This window comes from Leptothrix mechoopdaensis (SeqCode) (assembly GCF_053893855.1).
On record NZ_CM132699.1, the window covers coordinates 3,734,177 to 3,755,369 of the forward strand.

Here is a 21,193-nt window from a genome sequence, read left to right on the forward strand (position 1 = left end):
TGCGCTTTGTCGTCGGCCAGCGCCGGGCCGTCAATCGGGTCGCTGCGGATGTCCGACCGCTGCCAGCGCGGCCTGCAGGCGCGGCAGGTCCTCGGGCGTCAGCGCCTGCAGCGGCGCGCGCACCGGCAGCCAGCCGAGGTCGTTGTCGCGCAAGGCCAGGATGCCCTTGAAGGCCGGCACCAGCGCATAGCCGCCGAGTGCGCCGAGCAGCGCCTGGACGAAGGCGAGGTCGTCCGGCGTGGTCGCCGCATCCGGCTGGCGAACCAGCCGGTGCACCGTGCGCGGGATGAAGTTGGCCAGCCCGCTGACGGCGCCCGTGCTGCCGCGCCGGCCCAGCTCGGGCAGGTCGGGCTCGTTGCCCACGTGGACCATCAGCTGCGGCCCGAAGGCCTCCAGCAGGCTCAGCGAATGAGCCAGCTGGCACTGGCTGTCCTTGACGCCCACGATGATGTCGGCGTGGCGCGCCAGCAGGGTGCGGATCACGCCATGTGTCAGCCCGATGCCGGCGACCTGGGGGATGTGATAGAGCATCAGGCGCAGCGGCTGCGCCGTGTCCGATGTGGCATCCAGCCCGGCGTGAACCGCCCGAGCCTGCGCGATGACCTGTTCGTAGACCGACACCACGCCCGCGTCGGACATGCCCTTGAAGAAGAACGGCGGCATCAGCATCGTGCCCCAGGCGCCGATGCGGGTGGCGTGGGTGGTCAGCGCGACCAGGTCGGTCAGCGCGCAGGCGCTGGTCGACACCAGCAGGCGCGCAGCCGGGATGCCGCCGGCCACCAGCGCATCGACCGCCGCGATGCGTTCGGCGACGCTGAAGGACGGGCCTTCACCGGTCGTGCCAAACGGCGTCAGACCGCCGCAGCCGGCGTCCAGCAATGCCCGGCCGTGGCGCACGAAGCGGTCGTGGTCGATCGAGCCGTCGGGCTTCAGCGGCGTCAGCATGGCCGGCCAGATGCCGGGCAGGCGGTCGACGGTGGGCGTGGTCATGGGAGGGGTCCTTGGAGAGGTGGAGAGGCGGGCTCAGGCCGAGGGCTCGGTCGATCCGTCGATCGGCAAGGGCGGCCGGGCCAGGCCCAGCACGCGCCGGTGGGCGCTGTCGATGTGATGGCCCAGCCGCGCCAGCACGGCAGCGGCGTCGCGGCGGCGCAGGGCGTCGATGAACCAGAGGTGCTCTTCCATCGCCGGCAGCAGCGCGTCGGCCGACAGCAGCGAGCCTTCGAGCCGGATCAGCCGCACCCGCAGGCTGTTGATGCGGTAGGTCTGCGAGACCAGCGCATTGCCCAGCGCGTCGACCATGCGGTCGTGCAGGCCCCAGTCGACGGCGGTGGCGTCGTTGAGCAGCGCGTCATCGATCGGCCCGCTGCGGGCGCGTTCGACGATCGCGCGATGGGCCGCCTCGACCGCGTCCAGCTCGGCGTCCGAGACCGTCTCGGCGTAGCGCCGCGCGGCCTCCAGCTCGATCAGGCGGCGCAGGCCGAAGGCGTTGTTCACCAGCGTGATGTCGGCCTGCACGATCTGCAGCCCGCGCTGCGGCACGGTGCGCAGCAGGCCTTCGGCCTCCAGCCGCGGGATCAGTTCGCGCACGGCGCCCAGCGGCATGTCGAGCAGTTGCATCAGCTCGCGCTGCGACACGAACTGGCCCGGGCGGATGTTGGCGTCGACGATCTGCTGCTGGAAGTTCTCGTAGGCGCGCTCGCGCAGGGACGTCATGGCGGGCCCTCGCGGGAGGGCGACATGGCGGGTCGGCGCTGGACTGGAATCACACTGACATGTTAGTCAGCAACCAGCAGCCGTCACGCGAGAAAACCCGGACGGCACGGCGCGGTGCCGAGGCAGGCGCTCAGGGGGCGCTGACTAGAATCCGCCGCCAAAGGAGCTGCTGATGGATGCCCACAAGGAACTCGACACGCGCGGTCTGACCTGCCCGCTGCCCATCCTCAAGACCAAGAAGGCCCTGGCCGACATGGCCGCCGGCGAGACGCTGAGGGTGCTGTCGACCGACCCGGGTTCGGTCCGCGACTTCCAGGCCTTCGCCCGCCAGACCGGTCACCTGCTGGTCGAGCAGGAGAACCTGCCGAACAACGAGTTCCTGCACGTGCTGCGGCACCGCTGACGTCGCAGGGCCCGGGCCGAGCGCCGGGCCGCCCCAAACCGGTCGAGGGGCTTGATCTATACCTTGAGGTCGCGCAGGAAACTGCGGAAGCTCTCGCCGACCTCCGGGTGGCCCAGTGCCAGTTCGACGTTGGCCTGCAGGAAGCCTTCCTTGCTGCCGCAGTCGTAGCGCTTGCCCTCGTAGCGGTAGGCAAAGACCTTCTCGCGGCGCAGCAGCGCGGCGATGCCGTCGGTGAGCTGGATCTCGCCGCCCACGCCGCGCGGTTGCGTGGCGATCTCGTGGAACACGCCCGGCGTCAGGATGTAGCGGCCGGCCACGCCCCAGCGCGACGGTGCGGTCTCGGGTGACGGCTTCTCGACGATCTTGGTGATGTCCATCAGCCGGTCGTTGACCAGCGTGCCGGCCACGATGCCGTAGCGCTTGGTGTGTTCGGCCGGCACTTCCTGGACCGCCAGGATCGAGGCGCGCCATTCGTTGAACTGCTCGACCATCTGCGCCAGCACCGGCGGCTGGCCGATCATCAGGTCGTCGGCCAGCAGCACCGCGAAGGGCTCGTTGCCGACCAGGCGCTGGCCGCACAGCACGGCATGGCCCAGGCCCAGCGCCTGAGCCTGGCGCACGTAGATGCATTCCATGTCCTTGGGCTTGACGCTGCGCACGACCTCCAGCAGTTCGAGCTTGCTGGCCTGCTCCAGCGCCACTTCCAGCTCGAAGGTCATGTCGAAGTGGTCCTCGATCGGACGCTTGTGGCGGCCGGTCACGAAGATCATCTCGCGCACCCCGGCGGCATAAGCTTCCTCGACGGCGTACTGGATCAGCGGCTTGTCGACCACCGGCAGCATCTCCTTCGGCTGGGCCTTGGTGGCCGGCAGGAAACGGGTGCCGAGACCGGCCACGGGAAAGATCGCCTTGTTGACTTTCATGTCCTGCCTGAAGGTGTTCATGGGGGTTGACGAGGTCTGGATCTGGACAATCGAAATGATTCTGGCATGCACACATGACCCCCCGGCCCCTGTTCGAGGGGGACTTCCCGGGCCTCCTGCTACCTACCATCGGAAGTCACCAAATACTGCCTGCCTGACCGCCCCCGCGCATGGACCTGCTGATCGCCGAACCGCTCGAAGCCGAGGTGCTGCAATGGCTCGATGCCCGCCATGAGCTGTTCTATGCACCCCGGCTGTCGCAGGACCGGCGGGTCTTCCTGGATGCCCTGTCGCAGGCGCGCGGCGTGCTGCTGCCACCGCACCTGTCGATCGACCAGCGCGTGCTGGCGCAGTCGCCCCGGCTGCGGGTGATCGGGCGCATCGTCGGCGGCCACGAGAACATCGACCTGAGCGCCTGCACCCGTGCCGGCGTCGAGGTGGTGCGCTGCATCGACGCCGCCGCGCCGGCCGAGGCCGAGTTCATCCTCGGGGCGCTGCTGGCGCTGCTGCGGCCGAGTCCGGAGGAGATGGGCCGTGTCGCCGGCCGCGAGCTGGGCACCAGCACGGTCGGCCTGATCGGCATGAACGCCACCGCCCGCACGGTCGCCAGGATGGTCCAGCCGATGGGCACCCGGGTGGTCGGCTACGACCCCTCGCTGCACGCCAGCGACGGCAACTGGCCGCGCTGGGGCATCCAGCCGCTGGGGCTGCGCGAGCTGTTCGAGGTCTGCGACGCGGTCTGCGTCCAGATGACCTACTTCAGCCGCTACCGCGGCCTGCTCGGCGAGCGGGCGCTGGGCGGCGCCAAGACCGGGCAGGTGCTGGTCAGCGTCTCGCCGCTGGAGCTGTTCGACGAGGACGTGCTGGCGCAGGCACTGGGCAGCGGCCAGCTGACCGCCGCCTGGATGGACAACATCAACCCGGTCGCGCTCGAACCCGGCCAGCCGCTGGCCGGCGCCCGCGGCCTGCTGGCCACGCCGCGCCTGGCGGCCTACACGCGCGAAGCCCGGGTGCGCAGCGCCTGGGGGGTCGCCAAGCAGGTCGACGAGGTGCTGCGCACGGCGCCCCAGGCCCCGCGCCCGGGCACGCGCCGCAGCTCCGCAGCGGCCGATTCGGCCCGGCGCGCGGCCGGTGTGGATGCCCACACGGCCACGCCGGCGCCGGGCTTCAGGCCATCCGCGCCAGCTGATCTCGCAGCTTGACCAGCGTGGCGCCGAAGTCGGCCATGCGCTGACGTTCCTGCGCGACCACGGCGGCCGGGGCGCGCGCGACGAAGCTCTCGTTGCCCAGCTTGGCCTCGGCCTTGGCGATCTCGCCGCTCAGGCGGGCGATCTCCTTGCCCAGGCGCTCGCGTTCGGCGGCGATGTCGATCTCGACCTTCAGCGCCAGCCGCACCTCGCCCTGCACCAGCACCGGCGCCATCTGCGTGGCGGCCGCGAAGGCGGCCTCGTCGTCGAAGCGCTGGACATCGCTGACCTTGGCCAGCGCCTTGAGCAGCGGCGCGGCCACGTCGATGAAGGCGGCGTCGCCCAGCGTCATCAGCGGCACGCGTTCGGCCGGTGACAGGCCCATCTCGCTGCGCAGCGCGCGGCAGGCGCCGACCAGGCTCTTGAGCTGAGCCACCCACGCATCGGCCGCCGGGTCGATGCGGTCGGGCTCGGCCTTCGGGTAGGCCGCCGTGACGATGCCGTCGGTCGAGCCCGGCTGCTTGCGGCCGGCCACCGGCGCGACCACCTCCCACAGCTCGGCGGTGATGAAGGGCGTGATCGGGTGCAGCAGGCGCAGGATGGTCTCGAGCACCCGGATCAGCGTGCGCCGCGTGGCGCGCGCGCTGGCCTCGTCACCGGCGGCCTTGGCCTCGGCGATCTGGACCTTGGCGATCTCGAGATACCAGTCGCAGTACTCGTCCCAGACGCACTGGTAGATGGCGTTGGCGACCTGGTCGAGCCGGTAGTCGGCATAGCCCTGTTCGACGGCCTGCTCGACACGCTGGATCTCGCTGCTGATCCAGCGGTCGGCCGCGCTGAAGCGCATGTAGCCGTGGGCCGCGCCGCCGACCGCGCACTCGGCCTTGGTGTGCGGCATCAGGCCGCAGTCCTCGCCCTCGGTGTTCATCAGCACGAAGCGGGTGGCGTTCCAGAGCTTGTTGCAGAAGTTCCGGTAGCCCTCGCAGCGCTTGCTGTCGAAGTTGACGCTGCGGCCCAGGCTGGCCATCGCCGCGAAGGTGAAGCGCAGCGCGTCGGCGCCGTAGGCCGGGATGCCGTCCGGGAACTCCTTCTCGGTGGCCTTGCGGACCTTCGGCGCGGTCTCGGGCTTGCGCAGACCCTGCGTGCGCTTGTCGAGCAGCTCGGGCAGGGCGATGCCGTCGATCAGGTCGACCGGATCGAGCACGTTGCCTTCGGACTTGCTCATCTTCTTGCCCTGCGCATCGAGCACCAGGCCGTGGATGTAGACGTGGCGGAACGGCACGCGGCCGGTAAAGTGCTTCGTCATCATGATCATCCGGGCGACCCAGAAGAAGATGATGTCGTAGCCGGTCACCAGCACGCTGCTGGGCAGGAACAGGTCCTGCTCGAGGGTCTGCTCGGGCCAGCCCAGCGTGCTGAAGGGCACCAGCGCGGACGAGTACCAGGTGTCGAGCACGTCCTCGTCGCGGGTCAGCTCGCCGGCATAGCCGGCCGCATCGGCCTTGGCGCGGGCCTCGGCCTCGCTGCGGGCGACGAACAGCTCGCCGCCGCTGCCGTACCACGCCGGGATCTGGTGGCCCCACCAGAGCTGGCGGCTGATGCACCAGTCCTGGATGTTCTTCATCCACTGGTTGTAGGTGTTGACCCAGTTCTCGGGCACGAACTTGACGTCGCCGGAGTCGACCGCCTCGATCGCTTCCTGGGCGATCGACTTGCCGTTGTGGCCCGGCTTGGTCATCGCCACGAACCACTGGTCGGTCAGCATCGGCTCGATGATCTGGCCGGTGCGGGCGCAGCGCGGGACCATCAGCTTGTGCTTCTTGACCTCCACCAGCAGGCCCTGCGCGTCGAGCGTCGCGACGATCTGCTTGCGGGCCACGAAGCGGTCCAGCCCGCGCAGCTCGGCGGGGATCTCGTCGATCGTGTCGACCACCTTCGCGTCGAGCGAGAAGATCGTGATCATCGGCAGGCCGTGACGCAGGCCGACCTGGTAGTCGTTGGTGTCATGGGCCGGCGTGACCTTGACGACGCCGGTGCCGAAGGCCTTGTCGACGTAGTCGTCGGCGATCACCGGCACGAGCCGGCCGGTGATGGGCAGGCGCACCGAACGGCCGATCAGGTGGGCATAACGCTCGTCCTCGGGATGCACCATCACGGCGGTGTCGCCGAGCATCGTCTCAGGCCGCGTGGTGGCCACGACCAGCGACTCGTCGCTGCCGTCGACCGGGTAGCGGATGTGCCACAGCGAGCCGTCCTCCTCCTCGCTCTCGACCTCCAGGTCGGAGACGGCCGACTTCAGGATCGGGTCCCAGCTGACCAGCCGCTTGCCGCGGTAGATCAGGCCTTCCTCGTGCAGCCGCACGAAGGTCTCGGTGACGACCTTCGACAGCTTCTCGTCCATCGTGAAGTACTCATGCGCCCAGCTCACGCTGTCGCCCATGCGGCGCATCTGGCGCGTGATGGTCGAGCCGCTCTGCTCCTTCCATTCCCAGACCCGGGCGACGAAGTTCTTGCGGCCGAGGTCGTGGCGGCTGATGCCCTGGCCCTGCAGCTGGCGCTCCACCACGATCTGCGTGGCGATGCCGGCGTGGTCGGTGCCCGGCACCCACAGCGTGTTGTGGCCGCGCATGCGGTGGTAGCGGGTCAGCGCGTCCATGATGGTCTGGTTGAACGCGTGGCCCATGTGCAGCGTGCCGGTCACGTTGGGCGGCGGCAGCTGGATCGAGAAGCTCGGGCGCGACGCGTCGAGCGTCGGTGCGTAGGCGCCGCTGGCCTCCCAGGCCGGGCCCCACTTGGCTTCGATCGGGGCGGGTTCAAAGGATTTGGTCAGGGCGTCGCTCATGGCTCTTCTGGGGTGGCGGCTCGGGCCGTTCGACGGCGGCGAGTGGTGGGGTCACCACACTCGCGGCCGGGCCGCAGGATCGGAGGGGCGGATTTTATGGAGTGGCGCGCGACCCGCCCGCCAGCACCGTCACGGCCGGCAGGTCCGGGCGGCAGAATGCGGCGCAACCCGCCTGTACCCCCCTTCCCACGGAGCATTCCCATGAGCATCCAGACCGTCGGCATCATCGGCGCCGGCACGATGGGCAACGGCATCGCGCAGGCCTGCGCGGTGGTCGGCCTGAACGTGGTCATGATCGACGTCGCCGAGGCCGCGCTGGCCAAGGGCGTCGCGACCATCGCCGGCAGCCTCGACCGCCTGATCAAGAAGGACAAGCTGACCGCCGCGCAGAAGGATGCGGCGCTGGCGCTGATCACCACGTCCACCGACCATGCCGCGCTGGCCGGCGCGCAGATCGTCATCGAGGCCGCGACCGAGAACGAGGCGCTGAAGGTCAGGATCCTGCAGCAGCTCGACGGCCTGCTGGCGCCCGAGGTGATCGTGGCCAGCAACACCAGCTCGATCTCGATCACCAAGCTGGCCGCCGCGACGCAGCGCGCCGACCGCTTCATCGGCATGCACTTCTTCAACCCGGTGCCGCTGATGGCGCTGGTCGAGATCATCCGCGGCCTGCAGACCAGCGACGCCACGCACGCCGCCGTCAAGGCGCTGGCCGAACGCCTGGGCAAGACGCCGGTCACCGTGAAGAACGCGCCGGGCTTCGTCGTCAACCGCATCCTGGTGCCGATGATCAACGAGGCCTTCTTCGTGCTGGCCGAGGGCATCGCCACGGCCGAGGACATCGACGCGGGCATGAAGCTCGGCACCAACCAGCCGATCGGCCCGCTGGCCCTCGCCGACATGATCGGGCTGGACGTCTGCCTGGCCGTCATGAACGTCTACATGGCCGAATACAACGACAGCAAGTACCGCCCCGCCCCCCTGCTCAAGGAGATGGTCGCGGCCGGCTGGCTGGGCCGCAAGACCGGTCGCGGCGTCTACACCTACTGACCGCACGACCTCGCCGCCACGCGCGCCGCCAGCGATGTCCGTCCCTCCGTCGAGCCAGCCTGCGGGCGTCGTGATGCTCAACCGCCATGCCGATGGCGGGCAGGCACTGGCGCTGCGCCGGCCGATCGAGTCGTGGCTCGCGAAGCACGCGCCGGGTGTCGCGCTGCTGGTGCCCGACAGCCCCGATGCGGCGCTGGCCACGCTGGCGATCCTGGCGGTGCGCACGCGTGTCGTGCTGGTCGGCGGCGACGGCACCTTGCAGCGCATGCTGCCCGCGCTGATGCGCTGCGGCCACCGCGTCGGGCTGATCGCCGCCGGGCGCCACAACGACATCGCCCGCGCCCTCGGCGTCGCCGGCCTGACCTGGCGCGAGGCCCTGCCCTATGCGCTGTACGCGCCAACCGCTGCGGTCGACCTGGGCCAGTACGAGACCGAGTCCGACACGCGCCATTTCGTCGGTCGCCTGAGCGCCGGCCTGGCCGCCCGGCACGACCTGCTGGCCAGCCGCCTGCCGCGCTGGTGGCCGCTGGCCGTGCGCCAGCTCGGCAGCGGACTGGCCGCGCGCGCGACCAGCCAGCCGCAGGCGCTGAAGATCTGGGTCAACGGCCAGCTCGAACACGACGGTCCGGCCTGGAGCGTGTCGGCCTGCAACGCCTCCGGTGCGCTGGGCGGCCTGGAGCCGGCGCCGCACGCGCGGCTGGACGACCACCGGCTCGACACCCTCGTGCTGGCCGAGGCCGGCCCGGGCGTGCTGTGGCGCATGCGGCGCGGCCAGCACGTCCGGCCGCCGCTGGTCAGCCTGCACAACACCCGCAAGCTGCTGGTCGACGCGGCCGAGCCGCTGCCCATCACGATCGACGGCGAGCCTCAGCCGCCCGCCACCCGCTTCAGCGTGCGCGTGCTGCCCCGTGCGCTGCACCTGGTCGGCGCCCACATGCTCGGCGCGCCGACCGCCGAACGTGGCACCGACGGATCGCGCCAGCGCCCGCTCGGCCATGGCCTGCCGCTGGAGCCGGTTGCCACGCCCGCCCCGGTGCCCGAACCGCCGCCGTCGACCTACCCGATGCCGCTGGCCGAGGACGAGGCCCGCACCTGAGTTCAGGTCGGACGCCAGTCCAGGTCGATGCGGCCGTCGACGATGCCGATGCGGCGATCGGCCACCGACGCGAAGCGGCTCTCGTGCGTCACCGCCACCACCGTCTTGCCCATCTCGCGCGTCAGCTCGCGCAGCAGGTCGCGCACGTTGGCGCTGGCGGCCGAATCGAGGTTGCCGGTCGGCTCGTCGGCCAGGATCACCAGCGGGTCGTTGGCCAGCGCCCGGGCAATCGCCACGCGCTGGCGCTGACCGCCCGACAGCTGGCTCGGATGCTTGTGCGCATGGGCCTTCAGCCCGAAGCGGTCGAGCAGCGACAGGCCGCGTTCGACGGCCACCTCGTCACGCAGCCGTCCAAGCTTGCGGATCGGCAGCAGCACGTTGTCGAGCGCGCTGAACTCGGCCAGCAGGAAGTGGAACTGGAAGACGAAGCCGAGCCGCGCCAGCCGCAGGTCGGTGACCGCGTCCTCGTCGAGCGTGTCGGTGCGCTGACCGGCGATCCAGATGCGGCCTTCGCTCGGCACGTCCAGCAGCCCCAGCAGGTAGAGCAGCGACGACTTGCCCGAGCCGCTCGGTCCCATGATGCAGACGAACTCGCCGCGTTCGATGCGCAGGTCCACGCCGTCGATCAGCGTGACCGGCACCTCGCCGTCCAGCCGCTTGTGCAGGCCCTGGGCGGCGATGGCGGCGGTGGTCGGGTCGCCGACGATGTCGCCAACGATGCCGCCGGGCACGGCGCTCATGCCGCCCCCCGCAGGATGTCGACCGGATGGACCCGCCCGGCGCGCCTGGCCGGCAGCCACGAGGCCGCGACGCACGACACCAGCGCGAACGCCGCCGCCAGCAGGAACTGGTCGGCGCCCCACCACAGCGGCAGGTGGACGGTCTCCTGCACGCCCGGCGGCTTGATCTCGACGATGCCCAGCAGCCGCATCAGCCCGATGCCCAGCAGCACGCCGGCGGCACTGCCGAGCAGGCCGACGATCGCGCCTTCGAGCAGGAAGATGCGGCGGATGTCGCGGGCGTGGAAGCCCATCGACTTCATGATCGCGATGTCGCGTGTCTTCTCCATCACGATGGTCGAGATGGTGTTGTAGATGCCGAAGGACGCCACCACCAGGATCGCGGCGACCACGCTGTACATGATCAGGTTGCGCACCAGCAGCAGGCTCAGGAAGTCCTCGGAGGCCTCGATCCACGAGACGCTCGTGTAGCCGGTGGCCGCCTCGATCGCGAGGGCGACGTCGCGGGCGCGGTAGGCGTCGTCGAGCTGGATCACGAAGCGGTTGACCCGGTTCTCGCGCCCCAGCAGGCTCTGCGCGCGCTTGAGCAGCACGAAGGCCTGGCCCTCGTCGTAGCCGGCATTGCCGGTGCGGAAGATGCCCACCACCCGCAGCGTGCGGGCCTGGCCGTCGGCACCGGCCACGCTGATGGCGCTGCCCAGGCGCAGCCCGAACTTGTCGATCAGGCCCTGGCCGACGATCACGCCGTTCGAGTCGGCCGACAGGGCATCCATCGAACCCTGGCGCATCTTCTGCTCCAGCGTGCTGACCTCCTTCATGCGCGCGGGCACCACGCCGCTGAGCGCGACGCCCTGCTGGCGCCCGGCGAAGGTCAGCACCGCCGAGCCCGACAGCACCGGCGCGACCCGCACGCCCGGCAGCGACTCGACCTGCGCCAGCCGTTCGCGCCAGCCGCGAATGCCGCGGGTCTCGCGCTGCGGCTTGACGTGCGCGACCGTCACGGCGGCATCCGGAAAGGCCAGCTCGGCCGGCTGCACCGGCGCGCGGCGGTACTCGTCGTAGACGGTGATGTGCGGGCTGTTGTCGACCAGCCGGCTGAGGAAGTCGGCCTCCGAGCCGCGCATCAGCGACGACACGGCCAGGAAGAACGCCACGCCCAGCACGACGCCGGTCAGCGACACGAGGGTCTGGCGGCGCCGGCTCGTCAGGTGCGCCAGCGCGATGTCGAGGGCGATCGCCATGGGCGGCTGCGACCCCGTCTCAGCGCACCGGCACCGGCGCCGCCGACGGCACGCTGCGCACCTGGCGACCCTCGCGCAGCCCGGCGCCGTGTTCGACCGCCGCGACCACCAGCGTGTCGCCTTCGGCCAGCCCGGCGATGACCTCGGCGCGTTCGCCGCCGGTCACGCCGAGCGTCACCAGCGGGCGTCGCAGCCGGCCCTGGGCATCGACGACCCAGACGGGCACCTGTCGGGTGGAGGCCGGCGCGGGGGCGGTGGCCTCGGATGCGGCAGAAGCGGCGACCGGCGCCGCAACAGGCGCGACCGCCGTCTGCACCGTCGCCGCGCCCTTCTCCGGCGCCAGCCCCGGCACGGTCAGCGCCCGGCTCGGCATCAACAGCACGTCGTCGCGGCGCGAGATGACGATGTTGGCGTCCATCGTCATGCCGGCGCGGGCACCGGCGGCTTCCAGCACGGCCGCCTCGCGCGGGCGGATGCGGACCCGCCAGCTGCGCGCCACCGGGTCACCCTTGGGCGTGATGTCGGCCACCTCGGCCTCGAAGACACGGCCGGGCAGGGCCTCGCTGCGCAGCAGCACGCGCTGGCCGCGCCGGACCCGCACGATGTCTTCCTCGTCGACCTCGGCGGCCACCCGCAGCGGCGCGCAGCAGGCCAGCGTGTAGAGCGTCTGGCCGGCCGCGACGACCTGGCCGGCTTCGCCGTCGCGGCGCAGCACGGTGCCGTCGGCGGGCGCGCGCAGCTCCATGTCGTCGCGCTGGGCCTGGGCGCGGCGCGAGGCGGCCTCGGCGGCGGCGAGTTCGGTCTGGACCCGGTCCAGCTCGGCCTTCGACAGGAACTGGTCCTTGACCAGCGCCTGCGTGCGATCCAGCTGGATCCGGGCCAGCTTCTCGCGCGCGCCCAGCTCCTGCACGGTCTGGTCGAGCTCGACGGCCTGCAGCCGCGCCAGCACCTGGCCGCGCCGGACCTTGGCGCCTTCCTCGACCAGCCACTGCACCAGCCGACCGCCGGTGCGCGGCGCCACCGGCATCTGCACCGTCGGCTCGACCAGGCCGGTGGCGTAGACCGCCTCGACCGCCGGGCCACGTCCGACCCGCGCGGTCGTGACGTCCAGCGGCGAATGGCGCCACCACCACGTCCCGCCGCCCAGCACCGCCGCCATCAGCACGCCGGCGATCAGCCAGCCCTTGTATCGACGCACGTCCAGTCCCCGCTCCGCATGAAGTGCAACACGCATGATGGCATGCAGGATCCGGCCCTCGGCGACACTGGCGACACCGATCGCCGCGAACACGATGAACCTCAAGCAGCTCGAATATTTCGTTCAGGTCGCCGAGCTGGGCAGCTTCAGCAAGGCCGCCGTCGTGCTGGACATCGCCCAGCCGGCGCTGAGCCGCCAGGTGCGCGCGCTCGAGATCGAGCTGCGCGAAACGCTGCTGACCCGCAACGGCCGCGGCGTCGAGATGACCGAGGCCGGCCGGCGCTGGTTCGACCACTGCGTGACCATCCTGCAGCAGGTCGCGCAGGCCCGCGAGGACATGGGCGCCAGCCGCGACGCGCCGGTCGGCCGCGTCAACATCGGCCTGCCGCCGACGATCGGCCGCCAGCTGACGCTGCCGCTGATCGACGCCTTCCGGCGCCGCCTGCCGCAGGCCCGGCTGGCCATCGTCGAGGGCATGTCCACGCACGTCAGCGAATGGATCGCCACCGGCCGCGTCGACCTCGGCCTGCTCTACAACCCCGAGGCCCAGCCGGCGCTGCAGATCAGCCCGCTGCTGCAGGAGTCGCTCTGCCTCGTCAGCCCGTCCGGCCCGGACGCCAGCCGCGCCCCGCTGCCGCTGCGCGAGCTGGCCGGCTACGACCTCGTCCTGCCCGAGCGCCAGCACGTCATCCGCCGCCTGCTCGACAGCCAGGCGACGCTGGCGGGGCTGCAACTGTCGATCGCCTGGGAGGTCTCCAGCATCGCCGCCATCATCGACCTGGTCGCCGCCGGCCACGGCCACGCCGTGCTGACCGCCAGCGCCGTGCAGGCCAGCGGCCAGGCCGACCGCCTGACCGTGCGGGCGCTGGTCGACCCGGGCCTGAGCAGCGTCCTCTGCCTCGCCGTCCCCGCCCACAAGCGCCCCAGCGCCCTGGTCCGCCACAGCTGCCAGGTGCTGCGCGAACTGGTCACGAGCCTGCCGCAGAACGAGGCGGCGGGGTCGTTGCCGGGGTGATGGGACGGCGCTGCGGGCGCCGCGCCTCAACCAGACAGGGTGCGCAGGCGCGCCAGCACGATCGATGACCGATCCGGGTCCGCCAGCAGCCCCGGCAACACGTTCGCGAAATCCGGGTCAGCGAGCAACTGACGAAATGCTTCGGCGATGGCCTGGCGCAGATCGGCGGGGGCCGAGGCAACCTCGGTCAGCAGCTGCTCGCGGCCGTCGACGATGTTGAGCACGTCCTCCAGATCGTGACTGGTCAGGAAATCACCTCCCCCTCGGCTCGCAAAGGCCACCAGCTTGGTCGCCACGAAGGCCTCTGCCCGGGCGACCCGGATCGCGAGGCCGTCACCCAGGTCCACCCCCATGGCCGTCCGCTCCGTGTAGGCATACCAGGGGTTGGTGAAGCCCAGCACGTCCGGCTCGACCGGCATGAGGTCGAACATCACCCCGGACGGCCGATGCACCCAACGGCAGATCACGTCGCCGCTGGCGTCGGGCATGAAGCCGCAGGTCGACAACCTCGCCTCGATGAGGTGAAACGTGGCGCGTCCGGCGTCCACGATGGCGTCCACGTCCCGGGTCGCCCGGACACTGCTGGCCAGCGGATCGGTGATCAGCAGACCTGCGACGGCGCCGCCCAGGAAGACCACTTGCTCACGCAGTTCGCCCAGCGCCGAGGCGATCTGGCGCAGGTCGGGCAGGTTGGGGTCATCGGCTCGCATCGAGCGCCTCGGTCTCCGGGCGCTGCAGGGCATCCGTCATCAGTCCTGCTGCCAGCTGGCGCTCACGCAAGCGGCCCGCCCGCAAGGCGTCCAGCAAGGACAGCAACCGGTGCAGCGCCGGATCCGCCAGCGCGGCCTGCGGGGCGGTGCGGTAGAGGGGCGACCACGTCGGCCCCTTGGCCGATCCCTTCGGGTCAGCCCAGACGGGCGCCTCGCCCGGCGCCACCTTCAACAGGCTGGCAAGTGGCTCGGCCCCGATCGCGGTCGGAACGCCGCGCTTGACCGGCCCGACGGCGGCGGGCCAGACATAGCGCACGCCATGCAGCACGAACTCCAGCAGATGGGGCCGCACGGGCTCCCATTCGCCCCGCGCCGTGACGACGGCCAGCCCAGCTGCCACCGCGCGCCTGACGCAGGCATGCGACTCCGAAACACTGAGCGACAACGCCTCGCCCAGCGCGGCATACGTCCATCGACGAGATGGATGAGCCGCCACCTTCAGCAGCACGAGCAAGTCTTGAGGCCTGAGTTCCATGACCGGCATTCGCTATTCGGGAATCGCGAATATGGCCCGGTGGTGGGAACTGGTCAAGAGGTGCTGGGCCACGGCCTTGATCTGCTCGATCGGGCAAGGCGCCTCGCAAGGCTTGTGCAGGGCCGTCGCCCACGAAGTACTCCCTAAACACCATCAAAGTCAGATAATTTCTTCCTTATGAAGAAATCCGCCAGTCTCCATCGCCTGCCCTTCGAGGCCGAGGACGTCCTGCTGGCGCTCGCCGCGCGCGTGCGGGTGGTGCGCCGGGCGCGGTCGTTGACGCAGGCGGACCTGGCCGTGAAGGCCGGCATCAGCATGACCACGATGGTGGCCATCGAGAAGGGCGCGCCCACCGTCCAGATGGGCTACTGGCTGTCGACGCTGTGGGCGCTTGACCTGCTGGAAGGGCTTGCTGCGCAGCTGGCAACGCTCGGGCGCGAAGACGGCGACGTGGCGTTGCTGGAGGCGCAGTTGCCCCAGCGGGTTCGGGGGCCGCGATGACCCGCAAGCCGGTCTGGGTGTGGCTGCCCGGCCAGTACGAGCCCGTCCGCTGCGGTGAGTTCTCGCTTGACCAGGGCGTCGGCCGCTTCATCTACGACCCGACCTACCGCGCCCGGTCGGATGCGGTGGCGCTCGATCCGATGAACCTGCCGTTCACGCGATCGAGCCGAGGCGCCACCGAAACCCGGCAAGGCGGGCTGTTCGGCGTCCTGCGAGACGCCAGCCCGGAAGGCTTCGGGCTGGCCCTGCTCGAACAGATGCGCGGCCAGTCGCTCGATGACGTGCTGGTCCGGCTGGAACTCGCCGAAGGCGACGCCGTCGGCGCCCTGGCCGTCTGCGAGGACATCGCGCCGAAGCTGGCCTTTGCAGCGCCCGGCTCGGGGCTGCTGCTCGACACCCTGGCCGCGCTGCCGCCGGAACGGCCGAGCAGCCAGGCGGCCCGCACGGTCAAGGACCTGGCCGGCACCAGCCTGGGCGGCGAACGTCCCAAGCTCACGGTCCTGCATCGGGGTCAACTGTGGATCGCCAAGCTGCAGGATCGAGGCGACCCGCCCCATGCACCGCTGCGCGAGTTCGTCAGCATGCGCCTCGCACGACGGTGTGGCATCCGGACCGCCGAGGTCGAGTTCCTGCAGGTCGGCGGGCGCGAGCTGGTGCTGGTGCGCCGATTCGACCGATCGATCGACGACGCCGGGCGGACCACGCGACGGCTCTATGCCAGCGCCCACACGGTGCTGCGGCTGGACAGCCCGACGCGCGGCGAACGCAGCCGGTCCTATGTGGCCTTTGCGCACGAGCTGCAGCGCTGGTGCGGGCGGTCTGCGGTCGACGTCGTCGCGATGCAGCGCGAGCTGTGGCGGCGCATGGCCTTCAATGCCATCTGCGGCAACGGTGACGACCACCCGCGCAACCATGGCGTGATCTTCCAGGACGGCCAGTGGCGCCTGGCCGATGCCTTCGACATCGCCCCGTACACCACCTTCTCGGGCACCCTGGCCATGGCGGTGACACGCGATGGAAACATGGCCGCGACGACGGCCAACATGCTCAGGGACTGCGAACGGTTCGGCTATCCGGCCGAAGAAGGCCGGCGCTACATCGAGGACTGCCGGGACGAAATCGCCCGATCCTGGCCCTTGGAAGTCCAGGCCTGCGGCCTGCCTGCAGAGGACCTGCCGGTGCCGTCGATGACGTGGCTGGGCAGCTAGCTAACCATGCCATCCCGCTATACCTGCTAGTCCCCAACCCCCCGTTGCCGGCATGGCTGCAGGTTCCCACAATCGCGCCACGCTGAACCGGGGTCGGACGATCGCCGGGGCGGCCCGTGAAACCTGCACCCCGGAGCACCGCGATGATCATCGACGTCCATGGCCACTACACGACCGCGCCGGCTGCCCTCGGCGCCTGGCGTGATCTGCAGATTGCGGCGCTGAAGGACCCGAGCAAGACGCCCGATCCGTCGTCGCTGAAGATCAGCGACGACGAGCTGCGCGAGTCGATCGAGACCAACCAGCTCAAGCTGATGAAGCAGCGCGGCAGCGACCTGACGATCTTCAGCCCGCGGGCCAGCTTCATGGCGCATCACATCGGCGACTTCCAGACCTCGTCGACCTGGGCGGCGATCTGCAACGAGCTGTGCTTCCGGGTCAGCGAGCTGTTCCCGGACCACTTCATCGGCGCGGCGATGCTGCCGCAGTCGCCCGGCGTGGACCCGGCCAGCTGCATCCCCGAGCTGGAGCGCTGCGTCAAGGACTACGGCTTCGTGGGCATCAACCTGAACCCCGATCCGTCCGGCGGCCACTGGACCAGCCCGCCGCTGACCGACCGGCACTGGTACCCCGTCTACGAGAAGATGGTCGAGCACGACATCCCCGCCATGATCCACGTGAGCACGAGCTGCAACGCGTGTTTCCACACCACCGGGGCGCACTACCTCAACGCCGACACGACGGCCTTCATGCAGTGCCTGACGGGCGACCTGTTCAAGGACTTCCCGACGCTGAAGTTCCTGATCCCGCACGGCGGCGGCGCGGTGCCCTACCACTGGGGCCGTTTCCGCGGCCTGGCCCAGGAGCTGAAGAAGCCGCTGCTGGACGAGCACCTGCTCAACAACATCTTCTTCGACACCTGCGTCTACCACCAGCCCGGCATCGACCTGCTGACCGACGTGATCCCGGTGAAGAACATCCTGTTCGCCAGCGAAATGATCGGCGCGGTGCGTGGCATCGACCCGACCACCGGCCACTACTACGACGACACGAAGCGCTACGTCGAGGCGACCGCCAACCTCAGCGACGAGGAACGCCACCTGGTGTTCGAAGGCAATGCCCGCCGCGTGTTCTCGCGCCTCGACGCCGCCCTGAAGGCCAAGGGCCTCTGAGCCCCACAAGGAGACATGACCATGTACGAACTCGGAGTCGTCTACCGCAACATCACCCGCGCCGACCGCGCCGCTGCAGACGGTCTGGCCGCGCTGGGCTCGGCCACGGTGCACGAGGCGATGGGCCGTGTCGGCCTGTTGAAGCCCTACATGCGGCCGATCTACCCGGGCTGCCAGGTCTCGGGCACGGCGGTCACGGTGCTGCTGCAACCCGGTGACAACTGGATGATGCATGTGGCGGCCGAGCAGATCCAGCCGGGCGACGTGGTCGTCGCGGCGGTCACCGCCGAGTGCACCGACGGCTATTTCGGTGACCTGCTGGCGACCAGCTTCCAGGCCCGTGGCGCGCGCGCGCTGATCATCGATGCCGGCGTGCGCGACGTGAAGGTGCTGCAGGAGATGGGCTTCCCGGTCTGGAGCCGCGCCATCAGCAGCAAGGGCACGATCAAGGCGACGCTGGGCTCGGTGAACATCCCCGTGGTCTGTGCCGGCATGCTGGTCACGCCCGGCGATGTCATCGTGGCCGACGACGACGGCGTGGTCTGCGTGCCGGCCGCGCGGGCGGCGCAGACGCTCGAAGCCGCGATCAAGCGCGAGAGCTTCGAAGGCGAGAAGCGCGCCAAGCTGGCCAGCGGCGTGCTGGGCCTGGACATGTACAAGATGCGCGAGCCGCTGGCGGCTGCGGGCCTGAAGTACATCGACTGAGTCACCTCGACCGAATCAACGCACCCACAACCAAGAGACAAGACCCATGACCACGACCCGCCAAGCCGCCAAGCGGCACACCCTGCGCCAGATCGGCCTCGCCACGCTGGCCAGTGCCGCGCTGCTGGCCGGCCTGCCCGCACAGGCCGAGGACTTCCCGAGCAAGCCCGTGCGCATCATCACGCCCTTCCCGGCCGGCGCCGGTCCGGAAGCCGTGCTGCGCGTGCTGGCCGAGAAGCTGCAGAAGAAGTGGGGCAAGCCGGTCGTGGTCGAGAACAAGCCCGGTGGCAACGGCTTCATCGCGATCGACGCCTTCAAGCGCGGCGCTACCGATGGGCATGACCTGATCCAGCTCGACAACGTCCACCTGGTCGCCTATCCGCACCTGTTCAAGAAGCTGCCGTACGACCCGGTGAAGGACTTCGACGTCGTCGCGCCGCTGTTCCGCACCTACTTCTTCGTCGGCGTGGCCTCGACCAGCCCGTACCGCACCGTCGGCGACATCCTGGCCGATGCCAAGGCCCATCCGGGCAAGCTGAACTACGGTTCGTGGAGCGTGGGCAACCCCGTCCACCTGGGCTCGGCGCTGCTGGAGTCGATGACCGGCACGGAGATGCAGCACATCATCTACAAGGAAACGTCGATGCTCTACACCGGCGTGGCCAACGGCGAACTGAACTGGTCGCTCGGCTCGCTGGCCACGGCCGGCCCGCTGCAGCGCACCGGCAAGCTCAAGTTCATCGCCGTGACCGCGCCGAAGCGGCATCCGGCCTTCCCGGACGTGCCCACCGTGGCCGAGTCGGGCGGCCCGGCCGGCTACGAGGTGACCGGCTGGACGGCGGTCGCCGCGCCCAAGGGCCTGCCCAAGGCGGTCGCCGACAAGATCCAGAAGGACATCAACGAGGCGCTGGCCGAGCCCGACATCGCGCAGCGTTACGCGACCTTCGGCTACGAGCAGTTCCCGGTCACGCGCGATCAGTTCAACGCCTTCATCGGCAGCGAATCGACCAAGTGGGCCGGCGTGGTCCAGCGCGCCAAGGCCTCGCTGGACTGAGGCCGACATGGCACACGACGGCATCGTCAAGCGCGTCGGCATCGTCGGCGTCCTCGGCTATGGCGAGGTCGGCCGCATCCTGGCCGAGGACCTGCGCGCACAGGGCGTGGCGGTCTGCGCCTTCGACCTGAAGCTGGCCCGCACGGCGGATATGGCCACGCGCGCCCCGCTGGTCGCGCATGCACAGGCTCACGGCGTGAGCCTGGCCGACAGCCATGCGGCGCTGGCCGCACAGGCCGACCTGATCCTGAGCGCGGTGACCGCCAGCCAGGCGGTGCCGGTGGCGCAGGCCTGCGCGCCGGGCGTGCGCAACGGTGCCTTCTTCCTGGACTTCAACTCGGCCTCGCCCGGCGCCAAGCAGCGCGCCGCCGCGCTGATCGACGCGGCCGGCGGCCGTTATGTCGAAGGCGCGGTGATGACCAGCATCCCGCCCTACCGCATCCGCGTGCCGCTGCTGCTGGGCGGCGCATCGGCCGACGCGCTGCTGCCGGTGCTGGCCGCCCTCGGCTTCGCGCCGAAGGTGTCGAGCACGACGCTGGGCGTGGCATCGGCCACCAAGATGTGCCGCAGCGTGATGATCAAGGGCCTGGAGGCGATGGTCATCGAGAGCTTCACGGCGGCGCGCTTCCACGGCGTCGAGGACGCGGTGATCGCGTCGCTGCACGAGACCTTCCCCGGCATCGACTGGGAGAAGCAGGCGAGCTACTTCTTCCAGCGCGTGATCGAACACGGCCGGCGCCGCAGCGAGGAAGTGCGCGAGGTCGCCGAGACCGTGCGCGAGGCCGGCCTGACGCCCTGGTCGGCCAGCGGCACCGCCGACCGGCAGGCCTGGGTTGCCGACCTGGCCGACGACGGCCTGTTCGGCCCCAAGGGCACGCCCGGCTTCGCCCGCAGCGCCGACTGGCGCACCGAGGCCGACCGCATCCTGGCTGCCGTCCAACCCCACAAGGAATGACCTCCATGAGCAAGCCCACCACGGGTGACTTCACCAAGACCGCCGGCTGGATGGACTGGTACACCGGCCCGGCCAAGCCGCGCTTTGCGTTGCCGGCCGGCGCGGTCGACGCGCACTGCCACGTCTTCGGACCCGGTGCCGAGTTCCCCTACGCCCCCGAGCGCAAGTACACGCCCTGCGACGCCAGCAAGCACCAGCTCTACGCCCTGCGCGACCACCTGGGCTTCGCGCGCAACGTGGTCGTGCAGGCCACCTGCCACGGCGCCGACAACCGCGCGATGGTCGATGCCCTCGTGAACAGCGGCGGCAAGGCACGTGGCGTGGCCACCGTGCGGCGCAGCGTCAGCGATGCCGAGCTGCAGGCCATGCACGACGCGGGCGTGCGCGGCGTGCGCTTCAACTTCGTCAAGCGCCTGGTCGACTTCACGCCCAAGGACGAGCTGCTGGAGATCGCCGGCCGCATCGCGAAGTGGGGCTGGCACGTCGTCATCTACTTCGAGGCGGTCGACCTGCCCGAGCTGTGGGACTTCTTCACCGCCCTGCCCACCACCGTCGTGGTCGACCACATGGGCCGCCCGGACGTCAGCAAGCCGATCGACGGCCCCGAGTTCGAGCTGTTCCTGAAGTTCATGCGCGAGCACCCGAACGTCTGGAGCAAGGTCAGCTGCCCGGAGCGCCTGTCGGTCACCGGCCCGAAGGCGCTGGACGGCGAACAGGCCGCCTACCGCGACGTCGTGCCCTTCGCCCGCCGCGTGGTCGAGGCCTTCCCGGACCGCGTGCTGTGGGGCACCGACTGGCCGCACCCGAACCTGAAGGACCACATGCCCGATGACGGCCTGCTGGTCGACTTCATCCCGCACATCGCGCCGACGGCCGAGCTGCAGAAGAAGCTGCTGGTCGACAACCCGATGCGGTTGTACTGGCCCGAAGAAGCCTGACGCGGAA

The 21,193-nt window shown here is 70.4% G+C and carries 21 protein-coding genes; 12 read left to right on the forward strand and 9 right to left on the reverse strand.

Features of this window, described 5'->3' with window-relative positions; genetic code table 11:
• Nucleotides 1-30: 30 nt before the first annotated feature.
• Nucleotides 31-990, reverse strand: coding sequence for a dihydrodipicolinate synthase family protein (locus ACWA7K_RS16165; protein ID WP_456162425.1), 960 nt, complete (start codon nt 988-990; stop codon nt 31-33).
• 33 nt (nt 991-1,023) lie between these two features.
• The gene (locus ACWA7K_RS16170) at nt 1,024-1,713 is read right to left on the reverse strand and encodes a GntR family transcriptional regulator (protein WP_456162426.1); all 690 of its coding nucleotides are present in this window, start codon (nt 1,711-1,713) and stop codon (nt 1,024-1,026) included.
• Between the two features lie 172 nt (nt 1,714-1,885).
• Here ACWA7K_RS16170 and ACWA7K_RS16175 point away from each other — a divergent pair, with 172 nt between their 5' ends.
• Nucleotides 1,886-2,116: a sulfurtransferase TusA family protein gene (locus ACWA7K_RS16175; protein ID WP_456162427.1), complete on the forward strand. Its 231-nt coding sequence runs from the start codon at nt 1,886-1,888 to the stop codon at nt 2,114-2,116.
• 56 nt (nt 2,117-2,172) lie between these two features.
• Here ACWA7K_RS16175 and galU read toward each other — a convergent pair whose 3' ends face one another.
• Entirely contained in the window at nt 2,173-3,039 is an 867-nt protein-coding gene (galU, locus tag ACWA7K_RS16180; RefSeq protein ID WP_456162428.1) for a UTP--glucose-1-phosphate uridylyltransferase GalU, read from the reverse strand.
• A 170-nt stretch (nt 3,040-3,209) separates the two neighbouring features.
• On the opposite strand from galU, the gene ACWA7K_RS16185 reads away from it, so the two are divergent.
• Nucleotides 3,210-4,241, forward strand: a complete 1,032-nt coding sequence (locus tag ACWA7K_RS16185) for an NAD(P)-dependent oxidoreductase (RefSeq protein WP_456162429.1) — start codon at nt 3,210-3,212, stop codon at nt 4,239-4,241.
• Here the strand turns inward: ACWA7K_RS16185 and ACWA7K_RS16190 are convergent.
• Nucleotides 4,207-7,068, reverse strand: coding sequence for a valine--tRNA ligase (locus ACWA7K_RS16190; protein WP_456162430.1), 2,862 nt, complete (start codon nt 7,066-7,068; stop codon nt 4,207-4,209). The two genes, ACWA7K_RS16185 and ACWA7K_RS16190, sit on opposite strands and share 35 nt — an antisense overlap.
• 201 nt (nt 7,069-7,269) lie before the next feature.
• Here ACWA7K_RS16190 and ACWA7K_RS16195 point away from each other — a divergent pair, with 201 nt between their 5' ends.
• Both ACWA7K_RS16195 and ACWA7K_RS16200 read left to right on the forward strand, forming a co-directional pair.
• Nucleotides 7,270-8,118 (forward strand): 3-hydroxybutyryl-CoA dehydrogenase, encoded by an 849-nt coding sequence (locus ACWA7K_RS16195; RefSeq protein WP_456162431.1) that lies wholly within the window; start codon nt 7,270-7,272, stop codon nt 8,116-8,118.
• A 34-nt stretch (nt 8,119-8,152) separates the two neighbouring features.
• Nucleotides 8,153-9,214: a diacylglycerol/lipid kinase family protein gene (locus tag ACWA7K_RS16200; protein WP_456162432.1), complete on the forward strand. Its 1,062-nt coding sequence runs from the start codon at nt 8,153-8,155 to the stop codon at nt 9,212-9,214.
• Nucleotides 9,215-9,216: 2 nt separating this feature from the next.
• On the opposite strand, the gene ACWA7K_RS16205 is transcribed toward ACWA7K_RS16200, so the two are convergent.
• From ACWA7K_RS16205 to ACWA7K_RS16215, 3 genes are read right to left on the reverse strand one after another with little or no spacing between them, the layout of a single operon-like run.
• Nucleotides 9,217-9,954: an ABC transporter ATP-binding protein gene (locus tag ACWA7K_RS16205; RefSeq protein WP_456162433.1), complete on the reverse strand. Its 738-nt coding sequence runs from the start codon at nt 9,952-9,954 to the stop codon at nt 9,217-9,219.
• On the reverse strand, nt 9,951-11,195 hold the full coding sequence (locus ACWA7K_RS16210) for an ABC transporter permease (protein ID WP_456162434.1): 1,245 nt from the start codon (nt 11,193-11,195) through the stop codon (nt 9,951-9,953). The genes ACWA7K_RS16205 and ACWA7K_RS16210 overlap by 4 nt, the downstream gene beginning before the upstream one ends.
• 19 nt (nt 11,196-11,214) lie before the next feature.
• Entirely contained in the window at nt 11,215-12,393 is a 1,179-nt protein-coding gene (locus ACWA7K_RS16215; protein WP_456162435.1) for an efflux RND transporter periplasmic adaptor subunit, read from the reverse strand.
• A 94-nt stretch (nt 12,394-12,487) separates the two neighbouring features.
• Here ACWA7K_RS16215 and ACWA7K_RS16220 point away from each other — a divergent pair, with 94 nt between their 5' ends.
• Nucleotides 12,488-13,408: a LysR family transcriptional regulator gene (locus ACWA7K_RS16220; RefSeq protein ID WP_456162436.1), complete on the forward strand. Its 921-nt coding sequence runs from the start codon at nt 12,488-12,490 to the stop codon at nt 13,406-13,408.
• A 26-nt stretch (nt 13,409-13,434) separates the two neighbouring features.
• On the opposite strand, the gene ACWA7K_RS16225 is transcribed toward ACWA7K_RS16220, so the two are convergent.
• A complete protein-coding gene (locus ACWA7K_RS16225; protein ID WP_456162437.1) occupies nt 13,435-14,118 on the reverse strand; it encodes a hypothetical protein in 684 nt (227 codons plus the stop codon).
• The gene (locus ACWA7K_RS16230; protein ID WP_456162438.1) at nt 14,105-14,632 is read right to left on the reverse strand and encodes a hypothetical protein; all 528 of its coding nucleotides are present in this window, start codon (nt 14,630-14,632) and stop codon (nt 14,105-14,107) included. The genes ACWA7K_RS16225 and ACWA7K_RS16230 overlap by 14 nt, the downstream gene beginning before the upstream one ends.
• Before the next feature lie 198 nt (nt 14,633-14,830).
• Between ACWA7K_RS16230 and ACWA7K_RS16235 the strand changes: the two genes are divergently transcribed.
• From ACWA7K_RS16235 to ACWA7K_RS16265, 7 genes are all read left to right on the forward strand, one after another.
• Nucleotides 14,831-15,154 (forward strand): helix-turn-helix domain-containing protein, encoded by a 324-nt coding sequence (locus ACWA7K_RS16235; RefSeq protein WP_456162439.1) that lies wholly within the window; start codon nt 14,831-14,833, stop codon nt 15,152-15,154.
• Nucleotides 15,151-16,362: a type II toxin-antitoxin system HipA family toxin gene (locus ACWA7K_RS16240; protein ID WP_456162440.1), complete on the forward strand. Its 1,212-nt coding sequence runs from the start codon at nt 15,151-15,153 to the stop codon at nt 16,360-16,362. The genes ACWA7K_RS16235 and ACWA7K_RS16240 overlap by 4 nt, the downstream gene beginning before the upstream one ends.
• A gap of 143 nt (nt 16,363-16,505) precedes the next feature.
• The gene (locus tag ACWA7K_RS16245) at nt 16,506-17,534 is read left to right on the forward strand and encodes an amidohydrolase family protein (RefSeq protein ID WP_456162441.1); all 1,029 of its coding nucleotides are present in this window, start codon (nt 16,506-16,508) and stop codon (nt 17,532-17,534) included.
• A 21-nt stretch (nt 17,535-17,555) separates the two neighbouring features.
• The gene (gene ligK, locus ACWA7K_RS16250) at nt 17,556-18,239 is read left to right on the forward strand and encodes a 4-carboxy-4-hydroxy-2-oxoadipate aldolase/oxaloacetate decarboxylase (RefSeq protein ID WP_456162442.1); all 684 of its coding nucleotides are present in this window, start codon (nt 17,556-17,558) and stop codon (nt 18,237-18,239) included.
• 46 nt (nt 18,240-18,285) lie between these two features.
• Nucleotides 18,286-19,293, forward strand: coding sequence for a Bug family tripartite tricarboxylate transporter substrate binding protein (locus ACWA7K_RS16255; protein WP_456162443.1), 1,008 nt, complete (start codon nt 18,286-18,288; stop codon nt 19,291-19,293).
• Nucleotides 19,294-19,300: 7 nt separating this feature from the next.
• Nucleotides 19,301-20,248: a DUF1932 domain-containing protein gene (locus ACWA7K_RS16260; RefSeq protein ID WP_456162444.1), complete on the forward strand. Its 948-nt coding sequence runs from the start codon at nt 19,301-19,303 to the stop codon at nt 20,246-20,248.
• A 5-nt stretch (nt 20,249-20,253) separates the two neighbouring features.
• On the forward strand, nt 20,254-21,186 hold the full coding sequence (locus ACWA7K_RS16265; RefSeq protein WP_456162445.1) for an amidohydrolase family protein: 933 nt from the start codon (nt 20,254-20,256) through the stop codon (nt 21,184-21,186).
• Nucleotides 21,187-21,193 lie beyond the last annotated feature (7 nt).

Bases quoted from the DNA above. Each gene is read 5' to 3' on its own strand.
- ACWA7K_RS16165 (WP_456162425.1), bottom strand. From the start codon at position 990: ATGACCACGCCCACCGTCGACCGCCTGCCCGGCATCTGGCCGGCCATG.
- ACWA7K_RS16170 (WP_456162426.1), bottom strand. From the start codon at position 1,713: ATGACGTCCCTGCGCGAGCGCGCCTACGAGAACTTCCAGCAGCAGATC.
- ACWA7K_RS16175 (WP_456162427.1), top strand. From the start codon at position 1,886: ATGGATGCCCACAAGGAACTCGACACGCGCGGTCTGACCTGCCCGCTG.
- galU (WP_456162428.1), bottom strand. From the start codon at position 3,039: ATGAAAGTCAACAAGGCGATCTTTCCCGTGGCCGGTCTCGGCACCCGT.
- ACWA7K_RS16185 (WP_456162429.1), top strand. From the start codon at position 3,210: ATGGACCTGCTGATCGCCGAACCGCTCGAAGCCGAGGTGCTGCAATGG.
- ACWA7K_RS16190 (WP_456162430.1), bottom strand. From the start codon at position 7,068: ATGAGCGACGCCCTGACCAAATCCTTTGAACCCGCCCCGATCGAAGCC.
- ACWA7K_RS16195 (WP_456162431.1), top strand. From the start codon at position 7,270: ATGAGCATCCAGACCGTCGGCATCATCGGCGCCGGCACGATGGGCAAC.
- ACWA7K_RS16200 (WP_456162432.1), top strand. From the start codon at position 8,153: ATGTCCGTCCCTCCGTCGAGCCAGCCTGCGGGCGTCGTGATGCTCAAC.
- ACWA7K_RS16205 (WP_456162433.1), bottom strand. From the start codon at position 9,954: ATGAGCGCCGTGCCCGGCGGCATCGTTGGCGACATCGTCGGCGACCCG.
- ACWA7K_RS16210 (WP_456162434.1), bottom strand. From the start codon at position 11,195: ATGGCGATCGCCCTCGACATCGCGCTGGCGCACCTGACGAGCCGGCGC.
- ACWA7K_RS16220 (WP_456162436.1), top strand. From the start codon at position 12,488: ATGAACCTCAAGCAGCTCGAATATTTCGTTCAGGTCGCCGAGCTGGGC.
- ACWA7K_RS16225 (WP_456162437.1), bottom strand. From the start codon at position 14,118: ATGCGAGCCGATGACCCCAACCTGCCCGACCTGCGCCAGATCGCCTCG.
- ACWA7K_RS16235 (WP_456162439.1), top strand. From the start codon at position 14,831: ATGAAGAAATCCGCCAGTCTCCATCGCCTGCCCTTCGAGGCCGAGGAC.
- ACWA7K_RS16240 (WP_456162440.1), top strand. From the start codon at position 15,151: ATGACCCGCAAGCCGGTCTGGGTGTGGCTGCCCGGCCAGTACGAGCCC.
- ACWA7K_RS16245 (WP_456162441.1), top strand. From the start codon at position 16,506: ATGATCATCGACGTCCATGGCCACTACACGACCGCGCCGGCTGCCCTC.
- ligK (WP_456162442.1), top strand. From the start codon at position 17,556: ATGTACGAACTCGGAGTCGTCTACCGCAACATCACCCGCGCCGACCGC.
- ACWA7K_RS16255 (WP_456162443.1), top strand. From the start codon at position 18,286: ATGACCACGACCCGCCAAGCCGCCAAGCGGCACACCCTGCGCCAGATC.
- ACWA7K_RS16260 (WP_456162444.1), top strand. From the start codon at position 19,301: ATGGCACACGACGGCATCGTCAAGCGCGTCGGCATCGTCGGCGTCCTC.
- ACWA7K_RS16265 (WP_456162445.1), top strand. From the start codon at position 20,254: ATGAGCAAGCCCACCACGGGTGACTTCACCAAGACCGCCGGCTGGATG.